At 73.2% G+C, this 17,260-nt stretch carries 19 protein-coding genes; 8 read left to right on the top strand and 11 right to left on the bottom strand.

Annotated elements, in window-relative coordinates; genetic code table 11:
• Nucleotides 1-63 precede the first annotated feature (63 nt).
• The 4 genes from Sdi02f_RS03820 to Sdi02f_RS03805 form a co-directional block, all read right to left on the bottom strand.
• Nucleotides 64-513 carry a hypothetical protein gene (locus Sdi02f_RS03820; protein WP_031085843.1) on the bottom strand — a complete coding sequence of 150 codons (450 nt, stop codon included), beginning with the start codon at nucleotides 511-513 and terminating at the stop codon, nucleotides 64-66.
• Between the two features lie 42 nt (nucleotides 514-555).
• Complete coding sequence (locus Sdi02f_RS03815; protein WP_108932682.1) at nucleotides 556-957, bottom strand: cupredoxin domain-containing protein; 402 nt, start codon at nucleotides 955-957, stop codon at nucleotides 556-558.
• A 38-nt stretch (nucleotides 958-995) separates the two neighbouring features.
• The gene (locus tag Sdi02f_RS03810; protein WP_030399526.1) at nucleotides 996-1,568 is read right to left on the bottom strand and encodes a COG4315 family predicted lipoprotein; all 573 of its coding nucleotides are present in this window, start codon (nucleotides 1,566-1,568) and stop codon (nucleotides 996-998) included.
• Between the two features lie 191 nt (nucleotides 1,569-1,759).
• On the bottom strand, nucleotides 1,760-2,620 hold the full coding sequence (locus tag Sdi02f_RS03805; protein ID WP_108932681.1) for a UbiA family prenyltransferase: 861 nt from the start codon (nucleotides 2,618-2,620) through the stop codon (nucleotides 1,760-1,762).
• Between the two features lie 36 nt (nucleotides 2,621-2,656).
• Here Sdi02f_RS03805 and Sdi02f_RS03800 point away from each other — a divergent pair, with 36 nt between their 5' ends.
• From Sdi02f_RS03800 to Sdi02f_RS03790, 3 genes are read left to right on the top strand one after another with little or no spacing between them, the layout of a single operon-like run.
• On the top strand, nucleotides 2,657-3,829 hold the full coding sequence (locus tag Sdi02f_RS03800) for a type III polyketide synthase (protein WP_108932680.1): 1,173 nt from the start codon (nucleotides 2,657-2,659) through the stop codon (nucleotides 3,827-3,829).
• A gap of 9 nt (nucleotides 3,830-3,838) precedes the next feature.
• Nucleotides 3,839-4,354 carry an isoprenylcysteine carboxyl methyltransferase family protein gene (locus tag Sdi02f_RS03795; protein ID WP_031184918.1) on the top strand — a complete coding sequence of 172 codons (516 nt, stop codon included), beginning with the start codon at nucleotides 3,839-3,841 and terminating at the stop codon, nucleotides 4,352-4,354.
• Nucleotides 4,351-5,382 (top strand): NAD(P)/FAD-dependent oxidoreductase, encoded by a 1,032-nt coding sequence (locus tag Sdi02f_RS03790; RefSeq protein WP_031085853.1) that lies wholly within the window; start codon nucleotides 4,351-4,353, stop codon nucleotides 5,380-5,382. The genes Sdi02f_RS03795 and Sdi02f_RS03790 overlap by 4 nt, the downstream gene beginning before the upstream one ends.
• 365 nt (nucleotides 5,383-5,747) lie before the next feature.
• Here Sdi02f_RS03790 and Sdi02f_RS03780 read toward each other — a convergent pair whose 3' ends face one another.
• The 4 genes from Sdi02f_RS03780 to Sdi02f_RS03765 all read right to left on the bottom strand — a co-directional run bounded on the left by Sdi02f_RS03780 (nucleotide 5,748) and on the right by Sdi02f_RS03765 (nucleotide 9,501).
• Nucleotides 5,748-6,353 carry an HD domain-containing protein gene (locus tag Sdi02f_RS03780; RefSeq protein ID WP_234436664.1) on the bottom strand — a complete coding sequence of 202 codons (606 nt, stop codon included), beginning with the start codon at nucleotides 6,351-6,353 and terminating at the stop codon, nucleotides 5,748-5,750.
• Complete coding sequence (locus tag Sdi02f_RS03775; RefSeq protein WP_108932679.1) at nucleotides 6,350-7,291, bottom strand: NADP-dependent oxidoreductase; 942 nt, start codon at nucleotides 7,289-7,291, stop codon at nucleotides 6,350-6,352. The genes Sdi02f_RS03780 and Sdi02f_RS03775 overlap by 4 nt, the downstream gene beginning before the upstream one ends.
• 198 nt (nucleotides 7,292-7,489) lie before the next feature.
• The gene (locus tag Sdi02f_RS03770; protein ID WP_030399518.1) at nucleotides 7,490-8,704 is read right to left on the bottom strand and encodes a glycosyltransferase; all 1,215 of its coding nucleotides are present in this window, start codon (nucleotides 8,702-8,704) and stop codon (nucleotides 7,490-7,492) included.
• Nucleotides 8,701-9,501, bottom strand: a complete 801-nt coding sequence (locus Sdi02f_RS03765; protein WP_108932678.1) for a MerR family transcriptional regulator — start codon at nucleotides 9,499-9,501, stop codon at nucleotides 8,701-8,703. Before Sdi02f_RS03765 ends, Sdi02f_RS03770 begins: the two co-directional genes overlap by 4 nt.
• 336 nt (nucleotides 9,502-9,837) lie before the next feature.
• Between Sdi02f_RS03765 and Sdi02f_RS03760 the strand changes: the two genes are divergently transcribed.
• From Sdi02f_RS03760 to Sdi02f_RS03735, 5 genes are all read left to right on the top strand, one after another.
• The gene (locus Sdi02f_RS03760; protein ID WP_030399516.1) at nucleotides 9,838-10,770 is read left to right on the top strand and encodes an alpha/beta hydrolase; all 933 of its coding nucleotides are present in this window, start codon (nucleotides 9,838-9,840) and stop codon (nucleotides 10,768-10,770) included.
• 16 nt (nucleotides 10,771-10,786) lie between these two features.
• Complete coding sequence (locus Sdi02f_RS03755) at nucleotides 10,787-11,506, top strand: helix-turn-helix transcriptional regulator (protein WP_108932677.1); 720 nt, start codon at nucleotides 10,787-10,789, stop codon at nucleotides 11,504-11,506.
• A 1,201-nt stretch (nucleotides 11,507-12,707) separates the two neighbouring features.
• A complete protein-coding gene (locus tag Sdi02f_RS03745) occupies nucleotides 12,708-13,454 on the top strand; it encodes an IPT/TIG domain-containing protein (protein ID WP_030399515.1) in 747 nt (248 codons plus the stop codon).
• Nucleotides 13,455-13,628: 174 nt separating this feature from the next.
• On the top strand, nucleotides 13,629-14,645 hold the full coding sequence (locus Sdi02f_RS03740) for an IPT/TIG domain-containing protein (protein WP_108932676.1): 1,017 nt from the start codon (nucleotides 13,629-13,631) through the stop codon (nucleotides 14,643-14,645).
• 210 nt (nucleotides 14,646-14,855) lie between these two features.
• Nucleotides 14,856-15,368 (top strand): Ig-like domain-containing protein, encoded by a 513-nt coding sequence (locus tag Sdi02f_RS03735; RefSeq protein WP_078886568.1) that lies wholly within the window; start codon nucleotides 14,856-14,858, stop codon nucleotides 15,366-15,368.
• Between the two features lie 245 nt (nucleotides 15,369-15,613).
• Here Sdi02f_RS03735 and Sdi02f_RS03725 read toward each other — a convergent pair whose 3' ends face one another.
• The 3 genes from Sdi02f_RS03725 to Sdi02f_RS03715 form a co-directional block, all read right to left on the bottom strand.
• Nucleotides 15,614-15,862: a hypothetical protein gene (locus Sdi02f_RS03725; RefSeq protein ID WP_031085865.1), complete on the bottom strand. Its 249-nt coding sequence runs from the start codon at nucleotides 15,860-15,862 to the stop codon at nucleotides 15,614-15,616.
• A gap of 276 nt (nucleotides 15,863-16,138) precedes the next feature.
• Entirely contained in the window at nucleotides 16,139-16,570 is a 432-nt protein-coding gene (locus Sdi02f_RS03720) for an RNHCP domain-containing protein (protein WP_063829925.1), read from the bottom strand.
• Nucleotides 16,571-16,590: 20 nt separating this feature from the next.
• Nucleotides 16,591-16,926: an RNHCP domain-containing protein gene (locus tag Sdi02f_RS03715; protein WP_203713607.1), complete on the bottom strand. Its 336-nt coding sequence runs from the start codon at nucleotides 16,924-16,926 to the stop codon at nucleotides 16,591-16,593.
• Between the last annotated feature and the right edge of the window lie 334 nt (nucleotides 16,927-17,260).

The following is a 17,260-nucleotide window of genomic DNA, read 5'->3' as shown; positions in this document are numbered from 1 at the left end:
GGCGGCGACGGCGCCCTCGCGGCCGGCGACGGGCGGCGGGGCGCCGCGGCGGCGCGCGCCGAGTCAGTGGCGGCGCCCGCCCCGGGGCCGGAAGAGCAACAGGTACAGCAGGGCGAGCGCGGCGACGGCCTCGGCGACCACGGTGGCCTTCTTCTCGCCGTACCAGGTCGGCTCGTACATGTCCGGGATCGGTCCCAGTTCGCCGACGTTCACGTAGCGGTACACGAGCAGGAGCGCGAGCCCGCCGGCCGCCACCAGCGCGGCGAAGAGGTCCCCGGGGAGGCGGCGCCAGAAGAGGACGAGCACGGCGGCCAGCGCCGCGAGGGCCGCCTCGAGGCGGAAGAGGGTGCCCTGGCTGACACTCGACGCGATGGCGTCGTAGCGGTCGGCGAGGTACGCGTGCAGGTACGCGTCCACGGCCAGACCGGCCGCGGCGAGCACCCGCACGGCACCCCGTACGACCTGGCCGGCGCCGCCGCGGCGCGCGGGTGCAGGAGTGGGCTGGGAAGACATGGCAGGTCTCCGTTCTCACGGCCGACGGGCCACCGGCCGGGCTCACTCGACGGTGAGCGTGCCCTTCATGAACGGGTGGATCGTGCACGTGTAGGGGAAGTCGCCCGCCGTCGAGGGTGCCGTGAAGGTGGCACTCCTGCCGGGAGCGATGTCTCCGGTGTCGAAGGATCCGCCCTTGGACGCCGTCAGGGTGTGGGTGGTCGAGTCCTTGTTGACGACGGTGACCTTCGCACCGGGAGAGACGGTCAGGGAGGCGGGCTGGAACGTGAAGTCCTTGATCGTCACCTGCGTCCCGGCGCTCGCGGGCGAGCGGGAGGCCGGCTCGGTCGCGCCGTCGCCGCCCCCGCCTCCTCCGTCGGAACATCCGGGGAGCGTGGTCAGGGCGAGCGCGCAGGCGCCGGCCGCGGCGAGTCGGACGGCACCGGCGTGGAACGGGAACGGCATGGAGTCTCGGAGCGCCGGTGGGCCGGTGAGGCCCGAGGTCAGTAACCGCCGCCGCCGGTCTTGGCCTTGCTGGTGACCTTGTCGCCGTTGGGGTTGACGACGTACCACTTGGCGCCGAAGGCCTCGAGGTCCTGCCCGTTGGTGTCGCCGGGCTTCTGGTCGTTGGCGAACCGGTACAGCGGGTGCCCGTTGTACGCCACCTGCTCGGAGCCGTCGTCCCGCTTGATGGTCTTGAGCAGGTCCTTCTTCACCCCGTTGCCCGCGTTCGGGGTCGACTTGACCGTGAACGGCGGCCACGCCTTGGCACAGTCGCCGTCGCACTTCGACTTGTCCTTCGAGTCCTTCTCGAAGAGGTAGAGGGTCCGGCCCTTCTCGTCGACGAGCGTCTTGCCGTAGGTGCCGTCCTTGACGTCGACCGCGGGGGCGCTCGACGAGGTCGCGGCCGGTACGACGTCGGCGTCCGGGGCGTCCGCGGCGTTGCGGGTCTCCGTACCGGCGTTACGGGTCTCCGTGCCGCCGGCGCCCGTGCCGCCGTCGTCCGAGCAACCTGCCGCCGCGCCGGCGACCAGCAGAGCCGCGGCCAGCGCGGTGGCTGTCCTGATGCGTGTCATGAGGGTCTCCTCGACCGTCGGGCCGCCCCACGGGCAGCACGCGGCCCCGCTCTGGGGCCACCGGTCCCAGTGCACCCCAGGACCGGCGAACCGACCATCGCACCGCGTCTGTTCGGAGTGCGGCCGGCGGCGCAGGGTGCCGCAGGCCCGTCCGAGAGCGGCCGGGGAACGGCTCCGGAGCCGTTCCCCGCTCAGGCCATGTCGGGAGCGCGCAGCAGCAGGTGCGCCACCGCGATGCCGGCCACCAGGACGGCCGTACGGAAGGGCCAACGGCTGCGGGGTCCCGACCGCACGGCCGTGCCCGCCACGGCGGCGACCACGGCCGCCCCCGCGAGCACCCAGGCCGAGACCCCGGTCGCGCCGGGCGGCCCCACGACGAGCACGCCCACGGCGGCCGCCATCACGACCGGCGCCAGTCGGCGGCAGGCGGGCCGGCCCAGCCGCTGGGGCAGCCCGCGCACCCCCGTCGCGAGGTCGTCCTCGATGTCCGGAAGCACATTCGCGAGGTGGGCGCCCACGCCCAGCAGGGCCCCGGCGGTCGTGGCCCACCAGGCGGGCCAGGCCGACAGGGGAGGGCCGAGGGTCACGAAGGCCGGCAGGGAGGCGAAACCCACGGCGTACGGCAGCGGCGAGAGGACCGTCCGCTTCAGCCGCAGGTTGTACGCCCAGCCGGCGGCCACCCCCACCAGGTGGGCCGCTCCCGCGGCGAGCCCGCAGAACAGGGACAGCGGTACGCACAGGAGAAGGGCCGCGCCCGCCGCGGCGGCGGCAGCAGCACGCGGAAGCTCCCCGGTGCCCACCGGCTTGTCACCGCGTCGGCAGGCCGTGTCGCGCCGTGCGTCGACCGCGTCGTTGCACCAGCCGATCGAGAGCTGGCCGGCCAGTACGGCGAGGGCCACGGCCACCGACGGGCCCGGCCCGCGGCCGGCTCCGGCCGCCAGGACCGCCACGAAGACGGTGACGGCGGTCGCCGGTTCCGGATGGCAGGCGCGCAGCAGCGCCACGACTCTGCCGGACGAGCGCGGGAGAACCCCGGACGGGTGGAGTGACACCTACGCACGGTAGTGGGACCGGCGGCCGAGGAAGGCATGGACGACATGCGTGTCCCCGTGATCGTCGAGCATGCTCCCGCCCCGTCCGCTCCCCCTTCCGTCGCGCGGCGCCCGACGCCGCCGTCCGCGGCGGGCCCCCGTATCGCCGCCGTGCGGTGCGCGCTGCCCCCGCACCGGTACGCCCAGGACGAACTCACCGGGCCCATCGGCGACCTGTGCCTGCCCTCCGGGGCGGACCGTGCCCTGCTGCACCGTGTGCACGCGTCCGCGGGGGTGCGTACGCGTCACCTCGCCCTGCCGATCGAGCGGTACGCCCGGCTCGGTGACTTCGGACGCAGCAACGACGCGTGGATCGAGGCGGGTCTCGACCTGGGCGAGGAGGCCCTGTCGGACGCGCTGCGGGAGGCGGGGCTGACACCGGCCGACGTCGACCTGCTGGTGTTCGCCTCGATCACGGGCGTGGCCACGCCGTCGCTCGACGCCCGGCTGGCCGGACGCATGGGGCTGCGGCCCGACGTCAAGCGGCTTCCGCTGTTCGGGCTCGGCTGCGTCGCGGGCGCCGCCGGTCTCGCCCGGGTGCACGACCACCTGCGCGGGCACCCCGACGACACCGCCGTGCTGCTCACCGTCGAGCTGTGCTCGCTGACGCTCCAGCGCGGTGACGGCTCGCGTGCCAACCTCGTGGCCGGGGCGCTCTTCGGCGACGGCGCGGCCGCCCTCGTCGCCCGCGGCGGCGACGGGAGCGGCGGCAGCGGCACGGTCGAACCGGCGACCGGTCCCCGCGTGGTCGCCACCCGCAGTCACCTGTACCCGGGGACCGAGCAGCTCCTCGGTTGGGAGGTCGGTGCCACCGGCTTCCGCGTCGTGATCGACGCCGGTGTCCCGGACATCGTCCGGGGCCACTTCGGCCGGCATCTGCGCGCGTTCCTGGCCGAGCACGAGCTGACCGTCGACGACATCGGGACCTGGATCTGCCACCCCGGTGGTCCGCGGATCCTGTCGGCGGTGAGCGAGAGCCTGGGCCTGTCCGACGACGCCCTGGACTCCTCGCGGCGCTCCCTCGCGGCGGTGGGGAACATGTCGTCCGTGTCCGTGCTGCACATCCTGGAGGGCGTCCGGGCGCGTCGTGAGCCGGAGCCCGGCACCTGGGGCCTGCTCCTGGCGATGGGCCCGGGGTTCTGCTCCGAACTCGTCCTCCTGCGCTGGTGAGGTGCTCTCATGCCGTGGTACGTGATTCTGCTCCTCGCCGTCGCCGCCGAACGCGTGGCCGAACTCGTCGTCGCCCGCCGCAACGCGGCGTGGACGCTCGCCCGCGCCGGAGTCGAGCACGGCCGGGGCCACTACCCCGTGATGGTCGCCCTGCACACCGGGCTGCTCGTGTGCTGTCTGCTCGAACCGCTGCTCGCCGACCGCCCGTTCCTGCCCGCCCTGGGATGGCCCGCGCTGGCCCTCGCGCTCCTGGCGCAGGCCCTGCGCTGGTGGTGCATCGCGACGCTCGGGCCCTACTGGAACACCCGGGTGATCGTCGTTCCGGGAGCGCGTCTGGTCGGTGCCGGACCCTACCGCTTCCTGCGGCACCCCAATTACGTCGCGGTCGTGGTGGAGGTGGCCGCCCTGCCCCTGGTGCACTCGGCGTGGCTGACCGCGACCGTCTTCACCGCCGCCAACGCGATGCTGCTCACCGTCCGTCTGCGCTGTGAGAACACGGCCCTCGCCCAGGCGGCGCCCGCGTGAGTGCCCACCACGACCTGGTGATCGTCGGAGGCGGACCCGCCGGTCTCGCCACCGCCCTGCACGCCGCACGCGCCGGCCTCGACACGGTCGTCGTCGAGCCGCGTCCCGCCCCGGTCGACAAGGCCTGCGGCGAGGGGCTGATGCCCGGTGCGGTCCGCTCGCTCGCCGCGCTCGGCCTGGAGGTCCCCGGCGTCCCCGTCAGCGGCATCCGTTACGTCCAGGGTGCTCGCCGGGTCCAGGCCGCGTTCCGCCACGGCCCCGGCATGGGCGTGCGCCGCACCGACCTGCACGGCGTGCTGCACCGCGCCGTGCTCGCGGCCGGGGTGCCCGTGCTGCCGCTGCGCGTGGCAGACGTGCGGCAGGACGGTACGGGCGTGAGCGTGCCCGGCGCGGGGCTGCGCTCCCGGTGGCTGGTCGCGGCGGACGGCCTGCACTCCCCTGTGCGGCGTTCCCTCGGCCTGGAGGTGCGGACCCGTGGCGCACCCCGCTACGGGCTGCGCCGGCACTACGCGGTGACGCCCTGGTCGCCGTACGTGGAAGTGCACTGGGGCAGGGACGCGGAGGTGTACGTCACTCCGGTCGGGCCCCGGCTCGTCGGCATCGCGGTGCTGACCACCCGGCGCGCCTCCTTCGCCACCCATCTGGAGGGCTTTCCGGGTCTGGTGGCCCGCCTGTCGCGGGACCGGGCCGTCACCCCGGTCCGGGGCGCCGGGCCCCTGCGGCAGCGTGCCCGCGCCCGGGCCCACGGCAGGATCCTGTTCGTCGGCGACGCCGCCGGATACGTCGACGCCCTGACCGGTGAGGGCGTCGCCCTCGCCCTCGTCGGCGCCGAGGCCCTGGTGGCCAACCTGCGCCGGGGCACGCCGGGCCGCTACGAGACCGACTGGCGCCGGGCCACCCGCCGGCACCGGCTGCTGACCGAACTCCTGCTCCGAGCCCGCCTCCAGCCCGCACTCGCTCCCCGCATCATGCCCACGGCCGCCCGTCTGCCCCGCGTGTTCTCGGCGGCGGTCAACGCGCTGGCCTGAGCCGGGCCGCGCCGGCACCCCAGCCGCCCACGCCCACCGATGCGGCGCGGCCGCGCCGGAGCCCGCGCAGGGATCCCCCGGCCGGGTGGACGGCGGCGGTCACGGCACTGCGGCCCGCCCCGGGCTGCCGGGTCTCGGCCCAGCATCCGGGGCCGGCGCGGACGGAACCGGACCTGACCGTCTCCCGGGTGCTGACCGCGGGTCCGGGCGGCCGGATCGCCGCCGGGTCGCCCGTCCGGTCCACCGGTCCGTGCCCGGCCGTCGTGCTCGCCGAGGACGAGGCCCTGCTGCCGCGCCACCTCGTGTCGTCGCGCCGGGCCCCGCGCGGTCCTCGGGCCGGCGGTCCACGGACCGCGGGACCGGGCTCAGGGGCCGAACGGGTGGGACGCCATCCGGCCGGCGAGCCCGGACCGCACCGCGCCGGCCGCGGAGCTGCCGGGTTTGCGCGCGGCCTGGGCCTCGAAGCACGCGAGGAACTGCTCGGCGAGGTCGAGCCGGGGATGGCGCTCGAGGACCTCGTCGCGGAAGCCGGCCGGGTAGTCGTCCGCCTCCTTGCCGACGATCTCGGTCGCCGTGGCGCGGGCCAGCAGGTGTCCCTCGGGGTCCGCGGCGGCGTCCACCTCCGGCGCCATATGACGGACGATCACGTCCGCCAGGCGTTCGCGGCGCCGCGCCGGCCATCCGGCCCCCGCCGCGAAGACGCGTGCGACGTGGCCGCTCGCCTCCTCGAACGCGACGGTGTGGCTGTCGAACTCCGGGACCAGGCCGATGTCGTGGTGGAGCGCGGCGACGTAGAGGAGTTCCGGGTCGAAGGGAATGCCGTCCATCGTGCCGCGGGCCGCCGCCCACGCGTACGCGCGCAGCGAGTGATGGAGCAGCGCGGGCGAGAGGTAGGCCGTCGCGACTTCCAGGGCGGCGGCCGATGCCGCGCTGTCGGGCACGGGAAGGGCGTCGAGCGACAGCCGGCTCACCGGGAACCCGCCCCGTCGCCCTCGGGCACGACGCGGATGATCGTCCGCCCGTGCCGGCCCCGGCCCGCCGCGAAGGCGGCGGGCGCCTCGGCGAGCGGGCGCACCTCCCCGACGGGGATCCTGAGCCGCCCGTCCCTCACTCGCTGCACGAGGTCGGCGAGCCGGACCCGGTCGGACTCCACGACGAAGAAGACGGCCCGTCCGTTCTCCGGAGTGACGACGGGTGGTGCGGCGATGGTGACGAGGGTGCCGCCGGGACGCACCAGTGCGGCCGAGCGGTCGAGGATCTCGCCGCCGATGACGTCGAGGACGACGTCGGCCTCGCCCGCGTCCTGGAGCCGGTCCGACTCCAGGTCCAGGAAGGCGTCGGCGCCCAGAGCGAGGGCGGTGTCCCGGTCGGCGGCACGACCGGTGGCGATCACCCGGGCCCCGGCCTCCCGGGCGAGCTGGACCGCGATCGAACCGACGCTGCCGGCGGCACCGTGGATCACGACCGTCTGCCCGGTCGTGAGCCGCCCGTGGTCGAAGAGCCCCTGCCACGCGGTCAGCCCCGAGACGGGCAGCGCGGCCGCCACGGTGTGGTCGACGTCGGCGGGGAGCGGGGTCAGGTTGCGGGCCTCCACCGCGGTGTACTCGGCCAGCGACCCGTTGCGCGTCCAGTCGGCCAGGCCGAACACCCGCTGGCCGACGGTGAGGCCGGTGGTGCCGTACCCCAGTTCCTCCACCACTCCCGACAGCTCGTGCCCGGGCACGCTCGGTGTGCGGTCGCGGCCGGCACGGTCGGTCCACGTGGCGGGCCAGTCGAGTTCCCCGCGGGTGAAGCCGGCGGCGTGCACCCGCACGACGACGTCGTTCTCGGCAGCGTGCGGGTGGGGCAGGTCCGTCAGGGCGAGCCCGCCGGCACCCGCGTCACGGTCGTGGACGGTGATGGCTTGCATGAACGTTCCTCTGGGTCGAACGGAGACCGTCGAGCACACGGTGCCCCCCGCGCCATCACGCGGGCACCCGATGCGCCGTGCTCTCGACCGTATGCGCCTGACCCTCCCCCGTGTGGGCCACTTCGGGCCCGGGCCGCTGAGCCACTCGCGGGCCAGGGGCGGACCTCCGTGCACGGCCCCGGCAGTCCTGGGCCGCCGTCAGCCGTCGGTCAGTCCCTCCATCGCCCGGAGCACCCGGTCTGCGCCGTTCTCCGCCGCCAGATGCCGCGCCGCTCCCGCGGCGGCCCGGCCGTGTGCCTCCTGCCGCACCACCCGGTCGAGGGATTCCGCGAGCCGTTCGGCGGTGAGGTCCCGGAAGGGGATCGGGTCGGCCGCGGCGCCCAGGGCGGCGAGTCGCCGCGCCCAGAACGGCTGGTCCGCGGTCACCGGGACCGTGACCGCGGGCACTCCGGCGCGCAAGGCCGCGGCCGAGGTGCCGGCACCGGCGTGATGGACCACCGCGGCCAGCCGTGGGAACAGCAGGGCGTGCGGCACGTCTCCGACGGTGAGCACGTCGTCCCCGTCCGCGGCGAGCCCGGCACTGCCGGCCTGGAGGATGCCGCGCAGCCCGGCGCGGCGCAGCGCCCGCACCGCGATCCCGCTCAGCCGTTCTCCCTCGCCGGACGCCATGCTCCCGAAGCCGACCAGCACGGGCGCGGGCCCGGCGCCCAGGAAGTCCTCGACGTCGGCCGGCAACCGCTGCGACGTGTCGTGGTGAGGCCACCAGTTCCCCACGACCTCCAGCCCCGAACGCCAGTCGGCGGGGCGGGGGACCAGGAGGGTGCTGAAGCCGTGCAGGACGGGCCAGTTCGCCTCTTCCCGGCGGCGACGCATCCGCGACGGGGAGAGCGGGGGCAGGTGGAGGCGGTGGCGCAGCTTCGCGACCGCCTGTGCGTAGACGCGGTCGGCCATCCGCAGTGCGAAGTGTCCGGTTGCCCGGTTGGCGAGACGGCCCAGCGAGCGGGCGCCCGTGACGACGGGCGGGAAGTCGCCCGTCGGCGCGGTGGGTTGGAGGTAGACACCGAGGCTCGGGGTGCCCGTGGCCTCCGTGAGGTGCCATCCGAGGGGTGCCGTGGTGGTCGAGAGCAGCAGCAGGTCCGTGCCGTCGTCCGCCGCGTTGGCGAAGCCCTGCCCCAGTTCGGTGACGAAGGCGGCGGCGGTGCCCATCAGTGCGCGCTTGCCCGTCACGTCGCCGCGCACCCGCGTGCCTGCGGTGAGGCCGCGGAACTCCAGGCCCGCGGCGCGCACGAGGGGCTCGAAGGCTTCCGTGGTGGCGAGGGCGACGTCGTGTCCGGCCCGGCGCAGTGCGGTGCCCAGGCCCGTGTAGGGCGCGACGTCGCCGCGCGATCCGGCCGCGGCGATCAGGATCCTCATGCGTCCTCCTCGGTGTCGGCGCGGCCGCCGGCGTGGCGGGCCGCGTTGGCGTGGACCGCCCTGCGCGTGTAGGCGGCCAGGCCCGGGCGCTGCTGCGACGGCGGCACGAGGAGGGCGAAGGCCCTCGGGTCGGCGACGAAGTCGTCGGCGATGCGCCGGTGCATGTCGGGCGGGCAGGAGGTGAACCAGCGGGAGATGTGCAGGCGGTGTTCCTCGGCCAGGTCCATGGCCCGCTCGCCGTCGCTCGGCTCCCCCTCGTCGAAGGCGTCGAGCAGTTCGGCCCGCCAGGCGGACGCCTCGCCCATGAGCCGGCGCCAGTCCTCCTTGGTGTGGGCCGTCGCGCGGGCCATCGCCTCGCGCCGCCCCTCCGACTCCGCCCACTTCAGTTCCGCCTCGGTGGCGTAGCTCAGGTCGAAGGTGATCTCACCGAAGACCTCGAAACGCTCCCGGGGGCTCATGGACACCCCGGTCCGCTGGACCTCTATGGCCCGTTCCGCCACCTCGGCCAGTCGCTGCAGCCTGGCGATCTCCTCGCTCAACTGCCGCTGGCGTGCTCGGAGTCGCTCCAGGGGGGTGACGTCCGGGTCCTCGAGGATGGCGGCGATCTCGTCGAGGGGGAAACCCAGTTCGCGGTAGAAGAGGATCTGCTGGAGGCGGACCAGGTCGGCCTCGCCGTAGAGCCGGTATCCGGCGGGGCTGCGCTCACTGGGCGAGAGCAGCCCCGCCTTGTCGTAGTGGTGCAGCGTACGCACCGTGACACCGGCGAAGGCCGCGACCTGCCCCACGGAGTAACTCATCCACCTGCCCTTTCGTCGGCACACAGCTTCAAGCCTGACGTAGGGGGAGGGTCAACCGGACGGGTGCGGCGGCCCCTTCCCGCGGGCCTGCAGGGCCGGTGACCGGCGGGGCGGAGCCCCCCCGGGGCCTCGATGAGTAGGGCAGGTAGGGGAACGCAGGTGGGGGAACAGCGAATCCGAGGTGCGTGTGAACGACCCTCAGCCGGCGGGCGTCGGGGCCGAAGCCCAGGAGCGACTGAGCCACCGCCGGGCGGAGAGCAGCGGGAGAGGGACGTGATGCAGTTCACGGGGAAAGGGTGACAGGGTGTTGTCGCAGACGGCTGCGACGGTCGACGCATGACGCTCACAGATGAGGACTGCCTCGCCGAGACCCTGACCCTCAACGCCCGGTTCGAGGCCGCTGCCGCGCGCCGTCCGCCTCGTGGGCAAGCGGTGGACGCAGACGTGCTGGCGCTTCTGCGGCGCAACCGGCTCGGTGGCGACACGCCGCCGGTGCGACTGCCGCAGGGCCAGGACCGCGTCGTCGCGGGCGGGGTGAAGGTCCGGGCGTTCGTGCCTGATCGCGTCGACGGCGTGTATCTGCACCTGCACGGCGGTGGCTGGGCGTTCGGCTCGGCGGACGGGCAGGACGAGAAGCTGTGGCGGCTTGCTGTGGAAGCCCGGCTGGCCGTGCTGAGCGTGGACTACCGCCTGGCGCCGGAGCACCCGTTCCCCGCCGGCCCCGACGACTGCGAAGCGGCCGCCCGGTGGCTGGTGGACCGCGCCGAGGCCGAGTTCGGTACGGCGCGGCTGTTGATCGGTGGTGAGTCGGCCGGTGCCCACCTGAGTGTCCTGACCCTGCTGCGGCTTCGCGATCGGCACGGCATCACCGGCACGTTCCGTGCGGCCCACCTGGCCTTCGGTCCGTACGACCTGTCGATGACACCGAGCCAGCGGCTGTTCGGCCCTCGGCGGTTGCTGAGCAACTCCGAATCGGTGCGGGGAAGTTATGAACTCTTCACGCCGGGCATGGGTCCGGAGGAGCGACGCGACCCGGAGGTCTCGCCCCTGTACGCCGGTCTGACCGGCCTGCCGCCCGCCCGGTTCGTCGTCGGCACCCAGGACCCGCTGCTGGACGACTCGCTCTTCCTGGCCCAGCGGTGGCAGTCGGCCGGAGCGCCCGCGCAACTCGACGTCGTCGCAGGCGCGATGCACGGCTTCACCCTGTTCCCGTCGACCATCACCGCACGCGAACAGCGGCGGGAGCGGGACTTCCTGGCCGGCGCGTGACGGTAGCGTCGGCCCCATGAACCGCACTCCTCGGCTCTACGCACTGGTGGAAGAGTTGCGCGCGGCGGCGCCGCGATCGTTGACGGTCGCCGCGCTCGCCGCGCGGTTCGAGGTGAGCACGCGCACGGTGCAGCGCGATCTCCAGGCGCTGATGGAGGCGGGTGTCCCGGTGCGCAGTACGACCGGGCGGGGCGGCGGCTGGTCGATCGACCCGGCGATGACACTGCCTCCGATCCGTTTCACTGCCGAAGAGGCCGCGGCGCTGGTCGCCGCGCTCGCCGTCGCGGACGCCTCCGCCCTCTATGCCGACGCGGTCCGAACGGCGTCCCAGAAGATCGCGGCTTCGATGACGGGCCCCGCCTCGACGGCTGCCGAGGAACTCGCCGCCCGGATCGTCGTGATGCCGACGCGGACAGCGGAGTCGGTCCGGACCGCGGTGGAGCAGGCTCTCACCGACGGCACGGTGCTGCGGCTGTCCTACGTCGACGCGGCGGGGCAGGAGAGCGACCGCGACGTCGAACCGGCCGGGCTGCTCACCGCCGACGGCAAGTGGTACCTCATCGCCTGGTGCCGCACGCGGCAGGCGGGGCGAGGCTTCCGACTGGACCGAATCACGGCGGCGGCTTCGACTGTTGAGCAGGCGCGCCCCCATGAACTGGCCGGCCTGCTGCTCGGCTCGGCCGCCGCCGGCGCGGTGCAGCCGACCGCGCTGGCTTCGCTCGTCACCCGGCCATGACAACCGGCACTACTCGTCCAGGAGGAGATGGTCTCTTCGCCGGCGACCATGAGGGCGCCACGGTCCGCGCTCGGCTCGGACAACACCAGCACCTTCTCCGCACCGCGGACCTCGATCGCGAACCAGGTACCGATCCCGACCGGCCCGGCCCCGGCGACGAGCGCGGTGCCGCCCGCCCGCACGCCACTGCGCGACACGGCGTGCCAGCCCACCGCCATCGGTTCGACGAGCGCCCCCATCCGCAGGTCCACGCCGTCCGGCACACCCTCGCCGACCTCCACGACGGTGCCGGAGAATTCGTGGCCGAGGATCTGCGGCAGCGTGGCACAGGTGAGGGGGTGCGGCTGGTCCAGGCCGAAGGGCAGCGACTCCGGAAAGAAGTGGGGGGGGCGAGGCGAGCACCGTCGGCGGGGCAGGTGGGCGGGGCGCACGGCGCCGAGCGTCGGCGAGGGCCTGCCGGGAACGGCTACGGCTACGGCTACGGGCGGGCTGTCCCCCTGCGCTGATCGCGTCGCCCCCGTGCCTGCCGCGGTTGTCCACGATCCGGTGGCCCCGCAGGTGCGCGGGAACCGCTTTGTCGACTGGACAAGGAACGTTCCGGCGCAGGCGGTGACGACCTTATGACCGGCCGAACGCTACTCCGAACAGGTGACACTGCCCTCCGGGACTTGAGGCATATGCCGTAATCCTGCATTACTGGGCATATCCAACCAGGGCAGCCCGTTCCGTTCGGGGAGCGTGGCCACGGTGCGAGGTGCAGCCCTTCACACGTGGGGAGGTGCGCGGCTCCGCTGGGACCGCGATGGGCACCCCGGAGGGGGTTGGATGGTCAGCCGGCACCGCATGCGGTGCCGGCTGACTCTCTGTCCGCAAGGCCAGGCCCAGGCGTACGCCGGTGGCGCACAGACCCATGCGTGCGCCCTTTCCGTCCGAATCACGTGATGGACGCCTTGTCAAAGCGAAGGTCCTGTGGAGTACTTGAAACAGCGAACCGGTGGGCCGCCCATCCCATGACCGGGGATCACGACGAAGGGCGGCGTCTGCCGGTTTTCTCCTGTGCGGCATCGAGGGAACTCCCTCGGCACGGCGCGGCACACTTCAGCCGTCTGCTCCTGCGTGCGACTCCCCCGCGAAGGCCGGCTCTGAAAGCCCACGGTTCCGCTGCGCCCTCTGTCTCTTCCCGTCAGCGAGGAGTCTCTCCATGCCCATCTCTCCGAACCAGGGGTCCACCGGCGGCGGTACGTTGGTGACGATCACAGGTACGAACCTGTCCGGCACGACCGCCGTCACCTTCGGCACCAGGCCGGCCACCAGCATCACCAACGTCTCTCCGACCCAGGTCACGGCCGTGTCCCCGTCGGGCACCGGCACCGTCGGAGTCACCGTGACCACCGCGGGCGGAACCAGCAACCCCGTCCCGTTCTTCTACGTCGGAGCACCGTTCAAGTCGTCGGTCGGCCCGGCTTCCGGACCGCTGGCCGGCGGCAACACCGTCACCCTCAACGGTGTCGGACTGGCGACGGCCACCAGTGTGTCCTTCGGCGCCAACGCCGCCACGCCCACGGTCGTCTCCGACACCCAGCTCACCGTCACCGTGCCGGCCGGAGCGGCGGCCGGCCCCGTGGGGGTGAGCGTGACCACCGCGGGCGGGACGAACAACGGCCTGTCCTACACCTACGTGGACGTCCCCACCGTGACCACCGTCGCACCTGCCTCCGGGCCGACGTCGGGCGGCACGGGTGTGACCATCACCGGCACCAACCTCGACACCACCGAGTCGGTCACCTTCGACGGCACCCCGGCACCGTTCTCCGTGGTGAACACCACCACGGTCTCGGCGGTGACCCCGCCCGGCGCCGCCGGTGCCGTCGACGTGGTGGTGACCAACGCGGCCGGTTCCGACACGGCCGCCGGCGCGTTCACCTACGTCGCCGGCCCCGGTATCTGATCCGCGCCCCGCTGCCGTCCGGCCTCCCACCGGGCGGCAGCCCTGCCCGCCGTTCGACCGGGTGACCCGCGCCGGGCGGACAGCCTCCGGCTTCTCCCGCGCGGTGACTCCCAGGCCCGGGCCGGCCCCCTCGTCGGCCCGGGCTTCGCCCAGGCTGCCATTGGAGCAACCTTCATGCCGCCCACGATCAGTACCATCAACCCCACGCAGGGGCCCACCACTGGGGGCACCGTCGTCACCCTCACCGGCACGGGGATGACAGGCACCACCGCCGTACGGTTCGGCAGTACCAACGCCACCTCCTTCACCGTCAACTCGGCCACCCAGATCACCGCCGTGAGCCCTCCCCGCGCCGCGGGTGCGGCAGCGGTGACGCTCGTCCATCCGACCGGGAACAGCAACTCGGTGACGTTCACCTACGTCGTGGCGCAGGTGCCCCAGATCACGGCGGTGACGCCTGCCAGCGGCCCGACGGCCGGCGGCACCACTGTCATCCTCACGGGTACCGGCTTCACCGGGGCCACGTCGGTCGCCTTCGCCGGCCTCCCGGCCACGTCGTTCCTGGTGAACTCAGCCACCCAGATCACCGCCGTCACCCCGGCCGGTGCCGCCGGAGCCGCCGTGGTGACCGTCACCGCACCAGGAGGCAGCAGCGCCCCGGACGCGTTCTTCTTCTACGCGGCGCCGCCCGCTCTCCAGAGCGGCAGCCCCGCCCAGGGCCCGGCCACCGGTGGAACCGTAGTCACCCTCAACGGAAGCAACCTGCTCAACGCGGGCGCCGTACTCTTCGCCGCCGCCAACGCCGCCTCCTTCACCGTGGTGTCGGCAACACAGATCACGGCCACCGCACCTCCCGGGACGGGCAGCGCCCCGATCACGGTGGTCACGCCGGGCGGCACGAGCAACCCCGTCGCCTTCGTCTACGTCGCCCCGCCCACGCTGTCGGCACTGGTCCCCAGCACCGGTCCGGCGTCAGCGGGCACCGTGGTCACTCTCACCGGCGCGAACCTGGCCACTACGTCGGCTGTCACCTTCGGGAGCACGGCCGCCTCGTTCACCGTGGTGTCCGACACACAGGTCACCGCGGTCGCACCCGCAGGCGCCCCGGGTCCGGTCACGGTGTCCGTCACCACCGCGGGCGGTACCAGCCCGGGGCTTCCCTACACACGAACCGCCGCGCCCGGTATCTGACCCGGCGACCGGGGAGAGCACCTCGCGCCGCCGCCCGCGACCACCCGCTCGATGCCCTCACCCGGTCGCCCGGCGAGCCGTGCAGGCAGCTGATCCAACCTGGTTACTCATCAGCGTCGCGTGCCAGGAGCGTAGATGCGGCCGCCATAGCGTGAGGTTCCACGGCACCCGCACCCTGCGGACCGGACACGAGAACAAGGAACAGAACCGGTGCACATCACGCCACGCAAAGCGCGACTGGTCGTCGCCGCGGCCCTGGCCGCCACACTGGGGCTCGCCTCCCCCGCCTGGGCCGTACCCTCCAGCACCACGGTGACCGCCAGCCCTCAGTCGACCGAGGTGAACACCCCCGTACAGCTCGCAGCCACCGTCGACTGCCCTTCCGATCCCACCGGCGGCCTGGGCGTCACCTTCTTCGACGGCAGTAACCTGCTCGACACGGTGCCCGTCAACGCCAACGGCCAGGCCACCTACACGGCCACCTTCGCCACCACCGGCACCCACACCATCACCGCCGCCTACAACGGCAACGACGACTGCGACGCCTCAAACAGCACCACGACCGTCCAGGTCACCGCCGCCCCGGCACCCCCCGGCCCGACCCCCGGACTCTGCCTCCTCGCCTGCGGAGGTCTGATCAACTTCAACGTCGGCGACATCACCAACACCATCAACACCTCCGCGCACAAGGCCAAGTCCCCCATGAAGCGCCCCCAGCGCTAGGCACTGTCGCGGTCGCGAGCAGGAGACCGACCCCAGGCCGCGGAACTGGCCTGCTCCGGGCACCTCCGCGGCGGAACCGAGGGGTGCAACGGCAGCCGTACGGCTGCGGACGCCCTCGTCCGGGACCGCGAGACGCGCTCGCGCACCCAGTCCAGCGCGGCTTCCCCCTGAGCGCGCTGGAAGCCGCGCACCGTAGGCAGCCCCGGCGGCGGGAGTCTGGATGGACTGACGGCGGAAATAACCGGTCAGGGCGATGAGTAGGTGGTGACGTCGTCGGGGTCGGCAGCGCAGGCGCGGAGATGGTCGTTCAGGAAGCGCATTGCGTCCGGAGTGTCCTGCACGATCACACTCGGGCCCATCAGCACGGTGTCACACCACGAAGCACCGACTGCGGCCCATGCAAAAGCGGCGGCGAGCCGACGCCGGCTTTGGAACTCCTCACCGAAACGGTCGGCGACCGTTGGCACCTCGATCGGCGAAGGACCGAGCAGCACTGACAGCTCCGTAGTGGCCGCAAGGGGACGCCTCTCTCCATCGCCCGTGGTAGAGGAGTGCGAAGAAGGCGGGGCGTTGACCGCAGCAGGCGACACTCGCAGTGCTCCGAACCCTGGAGAAGGGGCGAAGCGTACGAGCACGTCCGCCCTCGTACGCTTCGCCCCTTCATGCGGCCTCGATGTCACACCAGCAAGAGCAGGGTTCACAACGCCGCACCTGGTAAGGCGGCGCCCGCCCCGGTTCTTGCGGCACGACGCCGCGAGACGCGGATCAGATCACAGCCGGAGCAGCATCCGGTGGGCGACGCTGCTGTCCCGCAGTGGTTTCAGGGCGAGGCGCACCAGAGCCAGTGCGTTGTCGTCGCCGGCGATCCGGTTGGCGCTGAGCTCACCGCAGGACTGGCACTCGTGAATGATCATCCACTCACCGTCGGGTCGCGCGGACATACTCAGTGCTTCCATCCGTCCACGGCAGGCCGCGGCCCGGTCACCCGGGACCCGGCGGTCGACGTGCAGGCTGACCAGGCAGTTCGGGCAGTGATTGCGGTGGGTGGTGCCGGGCGCGTCCAAGGACACGTCCAGTCGGCAGCCCACGCACCTGAAGTCGTGCCGCCGGTGCCCTCCCCGGCGGTGCAGGACATCCTTGTGCCGCTGTGGTCGCCGCGTCCTCTGCGTACGTCTGCCCGAGTTCTTCGCTCGTCTCGGCACGGGGGTCTTCTCCTTCCGGTCTACAGGTCGCCGAATGCTTCGAGCGGGAACGGTGGTTGTGCCAGCGGCCGCACGGCCATGCGCATCAGGATGAGCTGGTTGTCGTCGGCGCAGATGGGACTGGAGGTCAGCTCGTCACAGCGCACGCAACGGTGGATGACCATCCAGTCGCCGGTCCGCAGCACGGCGACGGAGATCGGCGACATCCGGCCCCGGCAGTCGCTGGGGCCTCCCTCGACATGGTCGAGGACGTGCTGGGAGTGCACACACGACGGGCAGTGGTTTCGCCGTGTGCCGTCGACCGTGGCGGCGGACACCGTCAGGCCGCACCACGCACAGGTGAACGTGCCGGCCAGAACGGTGTTGGGAGTGCGGGAAGTGTGGGAGGGAGTCTTGTCGGTACTGGACACCCGGAGGGCTCCTTGCTGAGAAGTCGGTCATGACAGCAAGAGCAGGCCGAGCGGCCTCGCCGAAAACGCGCCCCCGTATGCCGCGGAGTGCGGGGACTACGGGGCCTGTGGACAGGTCACAGCACCGGAAAGCCGCGTCCGGTGGCCGTCCGAGTGGACGGGGTCAGGAGGACGGGGCGACTGGAGCCGTGCAGCGAGGCGCGCACGGCAAGGGCCGGGGCACAAAACTCACTCCTTCCGGGGCACAGCAGGTCCGAGCACTTCCGACTGAAGGCCCGAC

Source organism: Streptomyces ardesiacus (assembly GCF_003112575.1).
GTDB lineage: Bacteria > Actinomycetota > Actinomycetes > Streptomycetales > Streptomycetaceae > Streptomyces > Streptomyces ardesiacus.
Note: the sequence above shows the minus strand (reverse complement) of the source record. Positions and strands in the feature narration are given on the sequence as shown.

Excerpts from the sequence above, each read along its gene's own strand:
- Sdi02f_RS03740 (WP_108932676.1), top strand. The coding sequence starts at position 13,629 with ATGCCGCCCACGATCAGTACCATCAACCCCACGCAGGGGCCCACCACT.
- Sdi02f_RS03820 (WP_031085843.1), bottom strand. The coding sequence starts at position 513 with ATGTCTTCCCAGCCCACTCCTGCACCCGCGCGCCGCGGCGGCGCCGGC.
- Sdi02f_RS03745 (WP_030399515.1), top strand. The coding sequence starts at position 12,708 with ATGCCCATCTCTCCGAACCAGGGGTCCACCGGCGGCGGTACGTTGGTG.
- Sdi02f_RS03765 (WP_108932678.1), bottom strand. The coding sequence starts at position 9,501 with ATGAGTTACTCCGTGGGGCAGGTCGCGGCCTTCGCCGGTGTCACGGTG.
- Sdi02f_RS03800 (WP_108932680.1), top strand. The coding sequence starts at position 2,657 with ATGGACGACATGCGTGTCCCCGTGATCGTCGAGCATGCTCCCGCCCCG.
- Sdi02f_RS03775 (WP_108932679.1), bottom strand. The coding sequence starts at position 7,291 with ATGCAAGCCATCACCGTCCACGACCGTGACGCGGGTGCCGGCGGGCTC.
- Sdi02f_RS03770 (WP_030399518.1), bottom strand. The coding sequence starts at position 8,704 with ATGAGGATCCTGATCGCCGCGGCCGGATCGCGCGGCGACGTCGCGCCC.
- Sdi02f_RS03810 (WP_030399526.1), bottom strand. The coding sequence starts at position 1,568 with ATGACACGCATCAGGACAGCCACCGCGCTGGCCGCGGCTCTGCTGGTC.
- Sdi02f_RS03755 (WP_108932677.1), top strand. The coding sequence starts at position 10,787 with ATGAACCGCACTCCTCGGCTCTACGCACTGGTGGAAGAGTTGCGCGCG.
- Sdi02f_RS03760 (WP_030399516.1), top strand. The coding sequence starts at position 9,838 with ATGACGCTCACAGATGAGGACTGCCTCGCCGAGACCCTGACCCTCAAC.
- Sdi02f_RS03795 (WP_031184918.1), top strand. The coding sequence starts at position 3,839 with ATGCCGTGGTACGTGATTCTGCTCCTCGCCGTCGCCGCCGAACGCGTG.
- Sdi02f_RS03815 (WP_108932682.1), bottom strand. The coding sequence starts at position 957 with ATGCCGTTCCCGTTCCACGCCGGTGCCGTCCGACTCGCCGCGGCCGGC.